A 14597-nucleotide genomic window follows, 5' to 3' on the forward strand; every position below is an offset into this window, starting at 1 on the left:
CGAGGGCTACGAAGATGCACAGGCATGGCGCACAGCAACTGGACGCCACGTCGACGCGCTTCGCCCTCTGGGCGCCGGATGCGCGCAACGTGAGCGTGGAAATCGAGCGGCAGCCGTCTGTCGAGCTGCTGCCCGAAGAGGATGGCTGGTTTATCGGCATCGCCCCCTGCCAGGCGGGTGATCGCTACCATTTCAGGATCGACGGCCACCTGCAGGTGGCCGACCCGGCGTCGCGCTACCAGCCTGACGGCGTGCACGGCCCCAGTGAAGTCGTCGATCCCCAGCGTTACGGCTGGAAGCACCTCTGGCGAGGCCGCCCATGGCACGAGGCGGTGATCCAGGAACTGCACGTGGGCCTGCTCGGCGGCTATGCAGGCGTTTCCCAGCACCTGCCACGCCTGGCAGAACTGGGCATCACCGCCATCGAGCTGATGCCGATCAACCAGTTCCCCGGCGAGCGTAACTGGGGCTACGACGGCGCCCAGCCCTTCGCCCCACATAATGCTTACGGCAGCCCGGAGCAATTGTGCGCACTCATCGATCAGGCCCATGGCCATGGGCTGATGGTGATGCTTGATGTGGTCTACAACCACTTTGGCCCTGACGGCAATTACTTGCCGAAGTACGCCAGCGGGTTCTTCCGCGAAGACCGCCAGACGCCTTGGGGCGCCGCCATCGACTTTCGCCGCGCAGAAGTGCGCGAGTTCTTCATCCAGAACGCCCTGATGTGGCTGTGCGACTACCGCTTCGATGGGCTGCGCCTGGATGCCGTGCACGCCATCGACCAACCGGACTTCCTCATCGAACTGGCCCGCCGCGTACGCGCCGCTGTCGAGCCGGGCCGCGAAGTGTGGCTGGTGCTGGAGAACGAACACAACCAAGCGGCGCTGCTCGAGCAAGGCTTCGACGCGCAGTGGAACGATGACGGCCACAACGCCCTGCACGTGCTGCTGACGGGCGAGACCGAAGGCTACTACGCCGACTACAAGGACCGCCCGATCGAGCAACTGGCCCGGTGCCTGAGCGAAGGCTTCGTGTTTCAGGGCGAGCCCAACCGCCATGGCACACCCCGTGGCGAGCCCAGCGCTCACTTGCCACCGAGTGCCTTCGTACTGTTCTTGCAGAACCACGACCAGATCGGCAACCGCGCCTTGGGCGAGCGCCTCAATCGCCTGTGCCCTCCCACGGCGCTGCGGGCCGCCACCGGCCTGCTGCTGTTGGCGCCAATGATCCCGCTACTGTTCATGGGGGACGAAGAAGGCAGTTGCCAGCCGTTCCTGTTCTTCACCGATTTCCACGATGAGCTGGCCGATGCCGTGCGCGAAGGTCGGCGCGGCGAGTTCGCTCACTTTGCAGCCTTCGCCGACCCCGAGAAGCGCGCGCACATACCTGACCCCAACGCCCTGCAAACCTTCGAAGCCTCACGCCCGATCAACACACAAGTCCTCGCTGGCTGGCACGGCCTCTATCACCAACTGCTGCACATCCGCCATCGCGAGATCGTCCCGCGCCTGGTGGGCAGCCGCGCACTGGGCGTCGAAGTGCTCGGCGACAAAGCCCTCAGCGCCCGCTGGCGACTGGGCGACGGCTGCGAGTTGCGCATCGATTTGAACCTTGGCGCATCTGCGCAGCCCATTACTTTGCCAGGCATGGATACACGCCTGTTCGACAGCAGTGACAACGCCCATACGGACTCCACCCTGGCCGCGTACAGCTGCGTGGTCAGCCTGCTTCCCTCTCGCCTGGAGACGCCATGAGCGAAATGCCCCTGCACCGTCTCGCCGCCCGCGCGGGCCTTGCCCGCGACTGGATAGACGCCAACGATCGTCCCCAGCAGGTATCTGACGAGGCTCTGCGCCGGGTCCTGCAAGAGCTTGGCCATCCGGCCGAGGATGACGCTGCCATCGCGCGCAGCCTGGCCGCCCTGGAGCAGCTCGACGACAGCGAGCACCTGCCGCCACTGCTCACTGCCGACCTCGGCCAGCCGCTGGCCCTGGCACGCTGGTTCAGCCCGAACAGCCAGGTACGTTGCACCCAGGAAGACGGCAGCGTGCACGCGCTGACCCTCGACCCACTGGCACAACTGCCCGGCGAACTGCCTACCGGCTACCACCGCCTGGAAATCGATGACCGAAAGCTCACCATCGCTGTCGCGCCGCCGCGTTGCCACAGCCTGCAGGACATAAGCGAGCAATCCCCGCCACGTCGCTGGGGCCTGGCCGTGCAACTCTACAGCCTGCGCCGCCCCGGCGACGGTGGCTATGGCGACTGCCTGGCCCTGGAGCAACTGGCGCGCAGTGCGGCAGAGCGAGGCGCCGATGCGCTGGCGATCAGCCCGATCCATGCGTTGTCGATGTACGACCAACAGCACTTCAGCCCCTACTCACCGTCCAGCCGCCTGTTGCTCAACACGCTCTACGCCAGCCCCTCGGTACTGCTCGGCGAGCGCGAGGTGCGCATGGCGGCCGAGGCTGCGGGCCTGACTCAGAGCCTCGAAGACCTGGAGCAGACGTCGCTGGTCGACTGGCCACGCGCGGCCGATGTGCGGCACAAGCTGCTCAAGGCGCTATATGCAGATTTCAGCCAGCGCGAACATCCCCTGCGCCCGGACTTCGACAGTTTTCGCCAGTCCGCTGGCCAAGCCCTGGAGCACCATTGCCATTTCGAAGTGCTGCAGGCCGAAGCCGTGGAGCAAGGCCTGGGGGCCGACTGGCGCGCCTGGCCAGACGCCTGGCGCAGCCCCGAAGAGCCGGAAGTGCAGGCCATGGCGGCGGCCTATCCGGCGCGTGTGGAGTTTCATGCCTTCTGCCAATGGCTCACCGAGCGCAGCCTGCAACGCGCCCAGGATGCCGCGCGCAGCAACGGCATGGGCATCGGCTTGATCGCTGACCTGGCGGTGGGTGCCGACGGTGCCGGCAGCCAGGCCTGGAGCCGCCAGGACGAACTGCTGGCCGAACTCAAGGTCGGCGCGCCGCCCGACATCCTCAACCGCTCCGGCCAGGACTGGGGCATCTGCGCCTTCTCGCCCGAGGGCCTCAAGCGCAACGGCTACCGAGCCTTCATCGAAATGTTGCGGGCCAACCTCGCCCACGCCGGCGGCCTGCGCATCGATCATGTTATGGGGCTGCGACGCCTGTGGCTGATCCCGCGCGGTGCCAAGCCGAGCGAAGGTGCGTACCTGAACTACCCCGTCGAAGACCTGCTGCGCCTGCTGGCACTCGAGTCGGCACGCCATCAGGCCGTGATCCTCGGCGAAGACCTCGGCACCGTACCGTCCGGGCTGCGTGAGCAACTGGCGGACAAGGGCGTGCTGGGCATGCGCGTGCTGCCGTTCGAGCAGACCTCGACCGGCCACTTCAAGCCGATCCTCGACTGGCCCGATACCGCCCTGGCCACCACCGGCACCCACGACCTCGCCCCGCTGGCCGGGTGGCTGCGAGCACGGGACATCGACTGGAACCACCGCCTGCAACTGATCGACGCCGCCACCGAACTGCATTGGCGGCATGAGCGCGAGCAGGAGATTCACGGCCTGCGCCGCAGCCTGGAAGCGAACTATGGCCCTTTGAAGGATAACGACGCCTTGATCGACACCGCCATCCGTTATGTCGGCCACACCCGCGCACCGCTCGTGCTGGTCCCGCTCGAAGACCTGCTCGGCAGTGACGAACAACCCAACCTGCCCGGCACCACCGACGGCCACCCCAACTGGCGCCGACGCTTCGCCCTGCCGGTTGCCGAACTGCTCGACGACGAAGATGCCGCACGCCGCCTGGAACTGCTGGCGCAGGCGCGCGAACAAGCCTGGGAGCGCGACCGATGAAACCCTTGACCGCCACCCAGCGCCTGCAATTTCACAGCGACTTCACCCTCGACGATGCCGTGCCACTGGTGCCCTACTTCGCCCAATTGGGCATCAGCCACCTGTACGCGTCGCCCATACTCAAGGCCCGCGCCGGCTCTCGGCACGGCTACGACGTGGTCGATCCGACTCAGGTCAATCCCGAGCTGGGCGGCGAAGCGGCGCTGCAGCGGCTGGTGGCCGCGCTGCGCCAGCACGGCATGGGGCTGATCCTCGACACCGTGTCCAACCACATGGCCGTGGGCGGTGCCGACAACCCCTGGTGGCAGAGCCTGCTGGCCTGGGGACGGCGCAGCCCCTACGCCGAATTCTTCGATATCCAGTGGCACTCCAGCGACCCGCTGCTGGCCGGTCAGTTGCTGCTGCCGTTCCTGGGCAATGACTATGGTATTGCCCTGCAGAATGGCGAGATTCCGCTGACCTTCGACGCTGAGCACGGGTTGCTGCAGATCGAGCACTACGAGCACCGTTTCCCGATCTGTCCGCTGGATTACGGACGGATTCTCAACCACAGCGATGATCCTTCGTTGCAGGCGCTGGCCACACGTTTCAGCGCCCTGAGCGACTGCACCGACCCACTTTCCGAGGCCCTGCCATTACAGGCGGAACTGGCCCGCCTGGTACGCACCGGCGCCCACCTGGAGCAGGCCCTGGCCGCCTTCGACAGCCGCAGCGAGCCTGGTTTCAAGCGCCTGCATCTGCTGCTCGAACGCCAGACCTACCGCCTGGCCAGTTGGCGCACCGCTGCCGACGACATCAACTGGCGGCGCTTTTTCGATATCAACGAGCTGGGCGGCCTGCGCGTGGAACGGGCCACGGTGTTCGAAGCGACCCACGCCAAGCTGTTCGAGCTGATCGCTCGCGGCCTGGTCGATGGCCTGCGCATCGACCATATCGACGGCCTGGCCGACCCTCGGCGCTACTGCCGCAACCTGCGCCGCCGTGTCGATCACTTGCTGGCCCTGCGTCCGCCAGAAGCGGCACTCGAACATTTCCCGATCTACGTGGAAAAGATCCTCGGTACCGACGAGCACCTGCACCAGGATTGGCTCACCGACGGCACCACCGGCTACGAGTTCATGAACCAGGTCTCGCTGCTGCAACACGATCCGGCCGGCGAAGCGCCGTTGACCGAGCTCTGGCACAACGTCAGCGAGCGCCCCGCGTTCGACGAGGAAGTGCGCGTCGCAAGACGCCTGGTGCTCAATGCCAGCTTGGCCGGTGACTGCGAGTCGGTGGCCCAGGCGCTGTTGCAGGTGGCCCGCGACGACCTGATGACCCGCGACCTCACCCTCGGCGCAATCCGCCGTGCCCTGCAGGCGCTGGTCGAGCACTATTCGGTGTACCGCACCTACATCAATGCCTGTGGCCGCCCTGAGCAGGATGAGGCGTTCTTCCAGCGCGCCCTGGAAGGCGCCCGGCAGTCGCTCAGCGAAGCCGACTGGCCGTTGCTCGACCACCTCGAGCGCTGGCTCGGCGGACAGCCCTGGCGCCAGTTGCCTGTCGGGCGCGCGCGCAAGCACCTGCGCCACGCGTGCGTACGCTTCCAGCAACTGACCGCACCCAGCGCCGCCAAGGCGGTCGAGGACACGGCGTTCTACCGCAGCGCACGCCTGCTCTCGCGCAACGACGTGGGCTTCGAGGCCGAGCGTTTCAGCGCCACACCTGCGCAGTTCCACAACGAAGCGCAGCGCCGCCTGCGCGACTTCCCGGATAACCTGCTGGCCACTGCCACCCACGACCACAAGCGCGGCGAAGACTGTCGCGCGCGCCTGGCGGTGCTCAGTGAACACAGCCAGTGGCTCGCCAGCCGCGTCGAGCACTGGCGCGAACTGGCCGAGCCGCTGCGTGAAACCCTCGAAGACGGCCTGGCACCGAGCCCCGGCGACGAGTTGCTGCTGTTCCAGACCCTGCTCGCCAGTTGGCCCCTGGCGCTAGGCCGTGATGACCCGCAGGGCCTGGAGCACTTTGCCGAACGTGTGCGCCAGTGGCAGCAGAAAGCCCTGCGCGAAGCCAAGCTGCGCAGCAGCTGGGCCGCCCCCAACGAGCGCTACGAACAGGCCTGCGCCCGCTACCTCGATGGCCTCCTGCTCGACAGCGAAAACCAGCAACTGCGTCACTCGCTCGCCGACGCCGTGGCCCGCATTGCCTGCCCGGGCGCCCTCAACGGCCTGGTCCAGTGCCTGCTGCGCATGACCACACCCGGTGTGCCGGACCTGTATCAGGGCAACGAATACTGGGACTTGAGCCTGGTCGACCCGGACAACCGCCGCCCAGTGGACTACCCGGCAAGACGTGCCAGCCTGGACAACAGCCTGCCCGAGGCCGAACTGCTCGAACACTGGCGCGACGGGCGCATCAAGCAGGCCTTGATCGCCCGCGTGCTGGACCTGCGCCGAGCGCATCCCGAGCTGTTCCTGCGCGGTGCCTACCTGCCGCTCAACACCCAGGGTCGTCACGCTGACAAGGTGCTGGCCTTTGCCCGCCTCGGTGAGGGCGAGCGTGCCATCGTCATCGCGCCACGGCTGGCCAGCACCTTGCTGGGCGCAGCCCCGATACCCCTTATCCCGGCACAGAACTGGGACGATACCCGGCTTGTTTTGCCGTTTGCCTTGTCGCCTGCCACTTGCAAGGGACTTTTCGCACACACCGCTGTCAGCCCTTCTAGGGAGCTGATGCTGAGCGATGTGCTGTCGGATTTTCCGCTCAACCTGTTGATTGAACATGCATGAACTTCAGGAGCGTCGAAATGAGTGTCGATGAAAAACGTATCCGCGAATTCGCCTACCAGATCTGGGAGTCGGAGGGTAAACCGGTAGGCGAGGAAGAGCGCCACTGGGAGATGGCTCGCAAGCTGGCCGAAGCCGAAGCCCTGGCGCCCAAGGCTGCACCACGCAAGAAGGCCGCAGCCAAGCCCAAGGCACCTGCCGAACCCAAGGCTGCCGCGCTGCCGGCGGGCAAGCCTGTGACCGAGAAAAAACCACGGGCGCCGCGCAAGCCCGCCGCCGGCTGATACCCGCCTGCGGTTCAACCCAAGACCTGTGGAGCAGCTGCCTTGTTCAAAAGCCAAAGGCCAGCCCCTCCCTTTGAGAACAGCTGTCCTGTAAAAAATCCAAAGGCAAGCCTGTCCCTGTGGGAGCGGGCTTGCCCGCGAACACGGGCGTAGCCCGTGCCAGGCAGCGCGGTGTCTTTTTTCGCGGGCAAGTCGCAGCGGCGAACCGCCGCTCCCACAGCCGAATTCAATTCAATTCACCTGGCCAGACGAGGACTGTCATGACCCCACGCACCCCGAAGAAAACCCGTTCCGTCGCGCCAACCCGGATTCGCGAGGGCCTGCCCTTCCCGCTCGGTGCAACCTGGGACGGGCTGGGCGTGAATTTCGCGCTGTTCTCCGCCAACGCTACCAAGGTCGAGCTGTGCATCTTCGATGCGACCGGCGAAAACGAGCTCGAGCGCATCGAGCTGCCCGAATACACCGACGAGATCTATCACGGTTACCTGCCCGATGCGCATCCGGGGCTGGTCTATGGCTATCGCGTGCACGGCCCCTACGAGCCGCAGAACGGTCACCGTTTCAACGCCAACAAGCTGCTGATCGACCCCTACGCCAAGCAACTGGTGGGCGAGCTGAAATGGTCCGAGGCGCTGTTCGGCTACACCCTGGGCCACCCCGACGACGACCTGTCGTTCGATGAACGCGACAGCGCCCCCTTCGTGCCCAAGTGCAAGGTGGTCGACCCGGCCTTTACCTGGGGTCGCGACCAGCGGGTGCAGATTCCCTGGGAGCAGACCGTCATCTACGAAGCCCACGCCCGTGGCATCAGCATGCGCCACCCGGCTGTCCCCGAGCATCTGCGCGGCACCTTCGCTGGGCTTGCCAACGACGAGCTGCTGGGGCACATCAAGGATCTGGGCGTTTCCAGCATCGAGCTGCTGCCCATCCACGCTTTCGTCAACGATCAGCACCTGCTGGACAAGGGCCTGAACAACTATTGGGGCTACAACACCCTGGCCTTCTTCGCCCCCCATCCCAAATACCTGGCCAGTGGCAAGATCGCCGAGTTCAAGGAGATGGTCGCGCACGTCCACGAGAAGGGTCTGGAAGTGATCCTCGATGTGGTCTACAACCACACCGCCGAGGGCAACGAGCGTGGCCCGACCCTGTCGATGCGCGGCATCGACAACGCCTCTTACTACCGCCTGATGCCCGACGACAAGCGCTTCTACATCAACGATTCGGGCACCGGCAACACCCTCGACCTGAGCCACCCGTGTGTGCTGCAACTGGTCACCGACTCACTGCGCTATTGGGCGGGCGAGATGCATGTGGACGGCTTCCGCTTCGACCTGGCGACCATCCTGGGCCGCTACCACGACGGTTACAGCGAGCGTCACAGCTTCCTCGTCGCCTGCCGCCAGGACCCGCTGCTGCGCAGCGTCAAGCTGATCGCCGAGCCCTGGGACTGCGGCCCCGGCGGCTACCAGGTGGGCAACTTCGCCCCCGGCTGGGCGGAATGGAACGACCGGTTCCGCGATACGGCACGGGCATTCTGGAAAGGTGACGAAGGCCAACTCGCCGATTTCGCTGCCCGCCTGACAGGCTCAGGCGACATGTTCAACAATCGCGGCCGACGCCCCTACGCCTCGGTCAACTTCATCACCGCCCATGACGGCTTCACCCTGCGCGACCTGGTCTCGTACAACGAGAAGCACAACGAGGACAACGACGAGAACAATCAGGACGGTACCAGCAACAACCTATCCTGGAACTGCGGCGTCGAAGGCCCGACCGACGACCCCGAGATCAAGGCCCTGCGCCTGCGCCAGATGCGCAATTTCTTCGCCACCCTGCTGCTGTCGCAGGGTACGCCGATGATCGTCGCCGGTGACGAGTTCAGCCGCACCCAGCATGGCAACAACAACGCCTACTGCCAGGACAGCGAGATCGGCTGGGTCAACTGGGACCTGGACGACGAAGGCCAGGCGCTGCTGAAGTTCGTCAAACGCCTTACCCAGCTCAGGTTGCAATACCCGGTGCTGCGCCGCTCGAGCTTCCTGGTCGGCGACTACAACGAGGCGATCGGGGTCAAGGACGTCACCTGGCTCGCCCCTGACGGCAACGAAATGAGCGTCGAGCAGTGGGAAGACCCCCACGGCCGTTGCCTGGGCATGCTCATCGACGGCCGTGCGCAGGTCAGCGGCATCGCCCGGCCAGGAGCGGAAGCAACAGTGTTGCTGATCGTCAATGCGCATCACGACGTGGTGCCGTTCAAGCTGCCGAGCGTACCGGAGGGCGAGCATTGGAGTTGCCTGATCGATACCGATCGGCCGCAGTTGCGCAAGGCGCAGCACCTGGCGTTCGACAGCCTGTTCGAGGTGCAGGGCCGCTCGATGCTTTTGATGGTGCTGCAACGCGACGAGGAATGATCAGCCGGCGATACCCGCCCTCGCCCGCGTGACAATTGCCGATGGACTGCCCCGCAGCCCATCGGCACGTTCTCGAGTCACATCGAAGGCCCGAGGCCAGCGCCTCAATGCAAGGTACTGCGCGCCTTGAGCCGCGCCCGCTCGATGACCTCCTGCCAGGTATCGTTTTCGTCCTCCGATACCGTGAACCAGGGATATACCTGCACGCGCTGCTCGTAGTTCGCCCACTCGCCGTCGACATCCTCGCCATTGGCGCGCACGATCCTGCATTCGCGGCCCAACGCATCGTAGAAATGCGTGTCGGCATAGATCCCTTCACGCGCACTGTCGTCGCTGACCCAGCGCCAGTCGTCGAGGTAGAACGGCAACCACTTTCGAACCGCCTGCCCCTTGTTGTCGAACTCGGTCTTGCCGGTGACCGCCCAGCGCACCTCGGCGTGGGCCAACACGGCGTGCCCGTCCTGATCCTGGGCAAGCCCTCCTTCCTCAGTGCGCACGAACGCCTCGCCGCCCGGATTGAGGATGGCGGCCTGCAACAACTGCGAGCCGCCTGTCAGCGACACCTGGACGCGCACCTGTTGCTCGGGGTCGTTGTCATAACGGTCGGGCTGGATCTGGATCACATGGGGTGGCGTACGTCCGGCCATGAACAGGTCGCCAGACACCTCGATGCCATCCCGACGCAAACGCCGCACATCCCGCTGCCAGGCCAATGCACCGCAACGGCGGGCGCCCGCGATACGACCATCGGCCTGCAGCGCCAATGGCATCCAGCTGTCGACCACGTTGGTGAATGCCATGGCCACCGGCACTCCCTTGCTCTCGTTGAGGGCCACGGCTTGCTCGACCGTGCGAGGGGGCGTGAAGGCAGCATCGGGGGAGAAGCCGCTCATCACGGCTTCATCGCTGCCCGCCGGGGTTTCGGTGCCATAGAAGCGCGTATGCATCACCCGTCCCAATGCATCGAGGCTGCTGGTGTGGGTGTTGTCATTGGCGTCCTTGATCTGCGCCGGCTGCATGAAGCGCCAGTCATACACCTCCACGGTGGAGGTCAGACCGGCAGCATCGGTCACCCGGCACACGGCAATGTCATGGGTGGTGTACTGCAGTTGGCGGGGGCCAATCACCGTACTTTCCTGGACGGTGTCGGGCGTCCAGAAATGCTCGGCGCCGCGATACCCTGAAATGCCGTGATGGCCGCAGTACGCCTCTTCGACTGGCGGCGCCCACGGGATCGATGGCGCGCCTGCGCCGGAGGGATCGTGCGGCTCGGCCAGCTCTTCGGCGTCCTCCGCTCGGCTCATGGCGACATAGCCGCCACGCTTGAGCAGCTCGGTCAGGGATTCGGCCTGCACCCGGGTGTCCAGCAAGTGCTGGACGTCTTCCAACCATGCCTGCAGTTGGACAGGCCGGGATGAATCAGCGCCGCGCGTGGCAAGGTTGGCCAGCACGACTCGCCAGAACACGCTGTCAGCACCAGTCACGGCCAGTCCGTCCGCCACTGCGGCATGCAGCTGCTGCAGATCCGCGCTGCCTTGCGCCTGGCCGGCGAACCATGCCACCACTGCTGGCAGAGCCGCATCGGCCACACGGCTCTGCTTGCGCAACGCCGCCTGCAAGCCCTCCGGCAACGCCGCAGCGTCGGCCTGGTACAGCCGCTCGCGCAAGGCGTCCACCGAAATCACTGTCTTGAGCGCCGCGCGCAGAAGCCCGAGCGCCTGCGCGTCGTGGGGCGAGCACTGCAGATAAGCCATCAGCAGCGGGTACGAGGTCGCAACCGCCGTCACTTCCGGCAAGCGCTCGCGCACCCGACGCAACACTGCCGGGTCGGCATTCGGGTTGGCCAGCGCCTGCTCCACCAGATTGCCCAAGGTCTGCTCGAAGGTCGGACGCAGGACGTCCAGTGAAGCCTTGTCGAGCATCGCCGTGCGGGTATAGGCCAGCAGTGCCTGACGCGAAGGGACCTTCGCGGCGCCTGTACCATCGGCTTGTCGCCAGACCGCCTTCTCGTAGCCGACCAGCGTCGTCCTCTGCGGATCGGCCACCAGCAGCTCCTCCACTGCCAGGTTCTCCACGCTGAAACCGTCTTTGGGCACGTCGCTGGCCGTCAACTTGATCACATCCCGACGCGTGCCATCGGCCAGACCGATGACAAAGTCATCGCCACGGGCCAGGTTGTGCACGCGAGCGCGGGTCAGGTTGATCCAACAGTCGTACTGCTGCTCATCGCAACTTGCCTCGATCAAGCCCGCCGGCAAGCTGTCGGGATAGATCTGCCGTTCCCCCTCCTCCTTGACCAGGTCCGCCTCGCTCAACTGACGCGGATAGTTGACGGCAGCACTTTGCAGCACGTTGCCATACAGGTCCTGCGCGAGAACAAGTGTCTGGGCGACCACCGGGTCCTCCGGTACCCGCTCGCAACTGAATGCCAGATGCTGGATCGGCGTCACCAGGGCACTCGGTCGTTGTGGATCGGCACTGGCCAGGGCCCGGATCTGCAGGCGCGAGCGCTCGAGCCTGTAGGGGTTTCCTGCACGCGGATGGCCATCTTCTCCATACACCTCGATGCGCATGACCTGGCCACGGGCCGCGCGGTACAGCCAGGCGCGCAGCGCCCCCGTCACCTCGAGCGCCTCCTCTGCCTCGTCGCGCCATTGGGTGAAACGCGGTGGAGCCGGAGGGAATCGGGCATCCATGTCGACAAAAGCACCGTCAGCCGCCGCATCGAGCGCCTCCACCCCGGTGTAGAACCAGGTGCAGGTACGCGAGGGCGGCGACAGATGTGCAGCCATCGACCGGGCCACTTCATGGGTGTCGGTCTGGATCAGGCGCCTGAACCCGGCAAATTCACGCTCGCGACCATCCCATACGCCGCCGAGATAGGTGGTCTCGCGGCCCATGCACAAGCCGGTGATTTCATTGAGCGTCGTGACCCGGCTCACGGTATGGACCGGGAACGGCAAGTAGCTGACCGGGGTCTGGCCGCGGGCCAGCTGTTCGGCCTTTTCATCGAGCCAGGCCTGAGCCGAGCTGCGGTACTGCAACTCGGTGCGGTTGCCGATGTTGTCGACGATGGTCGACAGCAACCACGGCCGGTGGTCGTTGAAGCGGTACAGCCAACTGCGGCGTTTTTTTTCAGGGCCATGATCCGGCGCCGTCACCAGCAAGTCGGCAGTACCTTGACCACGGATGTCGGCCACCTGCAGCTGGGTTTCACTGTCCAGCGTCACCCCCATCGGCATCTCGATCGCAGGCCCCTCGACGAAACGGTTGCCGCACTGGCTGATGAACACACGGATACGGGCGGGTTCCAGGTAAAGGATATCGGTGGTGCCTGTACCGTCGGTGTCGGCGAGGTACACCCGCGAGGCGTTGAAATTGTCCACCTTGAAACCAGGGATACTGATGGCCTCGTCGAACCGGCCATAGCCCAGGGACGGCCAGAGCGTCACGCCGTCGCCAGTGATGCGCAGCAGGTGCGACTGGCCACTGCCGGCAGGATCGGCGAAGGCCACCAGTTGACGGTCGGCCCTATCCAGTAATGGAAGCGCTTCGCGTCCTGCGTACTGCGCGGTAACCGCAGCCAGCCAGCCGTCGGCGCCTGCGCTGGGGTACAGTCGCACGCTACGTGGACCGAGGGCGTGCAGCATGACCACATCGGAGCGGCCGTCGCCGGTGAGATCAGTCATCTGCGCAGCCTGATGACCATACTCGCTGGGCAAGCTCAACAGTGGTTTCCACGCCCCCCAGATACCGTCGGGCGCCAGCGTGAAACTGCCACGCATTCCCTCCTCGGTGATCAACCACTCGGGGCGACCATCACCATCCAGGTCGGTCAGGCTGCCAGTGCTATCGGCCGGACGCTTGGGCAAGGGCCACGGCGCTCCCCAGCTGATCGCATCCTGCTCCGCGCCTCGGGTCTTGCCCGCCCGCATCGGCGGCCGGTAATGCCAGGCGTCCTGATCTCGGTACAACAGGCCTGGCACGCCTTCGCCCAGCAAGTCGGCCATCTGCCATGCAGGGGCCCAGAATCCGTCGAGCGCTGGCATCGCTTCCCAACCGGGCGTAGCCCTGCCCGGTCGGGTCAGCTCGAACTCCATCGGCGGCAAGCGACAGTCGGATACGCTCGACAGTTGTTGCGCCGACACCAGAATGCTGCTGACCGGGCTACTGTCGTACTGCAGGTGTAGTCGTGCCACCAGCTCTGGCGTGTCGTCGGCCTCGCCGTTCATGCGTGCGGTGCGGTGCCAGAGCAGCACATCGCGGCACAGCCGGCGGATGCGCACGTTGAACCCATAGCGCCAGAACGAATGGCAGTCGTCGCGCACTGGCCAGTCCTGCTCCGGCGCAAGCCCAGGCACGCGCTCGGGATCGGCGCCGCGCTCGCCATAGTCGAATTGGGTGAAGGTGAGAAAGTCCGTCTCGTCGAAGCCGTCTTGTGGAATCAGCAGCGCCTGCGAAGGCGTGGCGTTCATGGCGTAGACAGCATCGGCATAGAGGTTGACGACATGCGGGTGGGCCTTGAGCTCCTGGTCGCTGCAACCCTTTTCGTCTTCGGCGCGATATCGGTACACCAGATGCTCGCCACGAGCCGAAACCCGCTCTTCCAGATACCAGCCCGCCACACGTTCAGGGGCTGCCGGATCGTGCAGACGTGCAGAGGCCGACCAGCCAAACAACGAAAGACTGCCATCGGGCTGCCAGTGCAGCCAGAAACCAGGGTCAGCCACGGCGCCTTTGACCACCCAGTGCTCCAGACGCTGCGAGGGCGCACCGCTGCGCAGGCACCAAGGGGTAACGCTGTAGCGCTCACCATCAGAGGTCTCGGCGAACGGCAAGCCTGCGCGATCATGGGGTGCACCTGCCTTGAGGACTTCCTCCCCGGACGGACCCACCATTCGGTCGTTGCCGTCGTATTTAGGGAAACCGAAGCGGGTCATGCAGAAAATCGCCGGCAAATCGCAATCCCAGCCGGCGCCAAAGGCGCTGTTGCCGCCGCCGGAGGAATAGTGCAATGCCAGTTCCGCCGACAGCGCACGACCAGCCGGCGATGGCAGGGGCATTTGCCAACCAGCCGAACCATCCGGGCCACCCGCCGAAAGCATGCCGCCACCGACCGAGACCGTGCCGCCGCCCTTGGGGAGGGCTGGGGGGGTGTAGAAGGAGGCGTCTCCCTCTCCCGTCGCGGGAGCGGGGGCCTGACCCGAAGCAGCAGTCTGCTTTTCGTGTGAATACCCATCCAATGAGTCGGGCATGAACCCCTCCTGTGACCCGTTCCAACCTACCTATGCATGACGCGCAGCATTGA

The 14597-nt window shown here is 65.5% G+C and carries 6 protein-coding genes; 5 read left to right on the forward strand and 1 reads right to left on the reverse strand.

The window, feature by feature from the left end; genetic code table 11:
* Window positions 1-14: 14 nt before the first annotated feature.
* From treZ to glgX, 5 genes are all read left to right on the forward strand, one after another.
* Entirely contained in the window at window positions 15-1757 is a 1743-nt protein-coding gene (treZ, locus tag IAE40_RS21560; RefSeq protein ID WP_200603834.1) for a malto-oligosyltrehalose trehalohydrolase, read from the forward strand.
* Window positions 1754-3823, forward strand: coding sequence for a 4-alpha-glucanotransferase (gene malQ / locus IAE40_RS21565; RefSeq protein ID WP_200603835.1), 2070 nt, complete (start codon window positions 1754-1756; stop codon window positions 3821-3823). The genes treZ and malQ overlap by 4 nt, the downstream gene beginning before the upstream one ends.
* Window positions 3820-6594, forward strand: coding sequence for a malto-oligosyltrehalose synthase (locus IAE40_RS21570; protein WP_200603836.1), 2775 nt, complete (start codon window positions 3820-3822; stop codon window positions 6592-6594). Before malQ ends, IAE40_RS21570 begins: the two co-directional genes overlap by 4 nt.
* Before the next feature lie 17 nt (window positions 6595-6611).
* Window positions 6612-6875, forward strand: a complete 264-nt coding sequence (locus IAE40_RS21575; protein WP_151924021.1) for a DUF2934 domain-containing protein — start codon at window positions 6612-6614, stop codon at window positions 6873-6875.
* Window positions 6876-7135: 260 nt separating this feature from the next.
* A complete protein-coding gene (glgX, locus tag IAE40_RS21580) occupies window positions 7136-9289 on the forward strand; it encodes a glycogen debranching protein GlgX (protein WP_153772997.1) in 2154 nt (717 codons plus the stop codon).
* 104 nt (window positions 9290-9393) lie between these two features.
* Here glgX and IAE40_RS21585 read toward each other — a convergent pair whose 3' ends face one another.
* Entirely contained in the window at window positions 9394-14544 is a 5151-nt protein-coding gene (locus IAE40_RS21585) for a SpvB/TcaC N-terminal domain-containing protein (protein WP_325167290.1), read from the reverse strand.
* Window positions 14545-14597: the final 53 nt, after the last annotated feature.

The organism is Pseudomonas sp. S44 (genome assembly GCF_016624805.1).
Lineage (GTDB): Bacteria > Pseudomonadota > Gammaproteobacteria > Pseudomonadales > Pseudomonadaceae > Aquipseudomonas > Aquipseudomonas machongensis.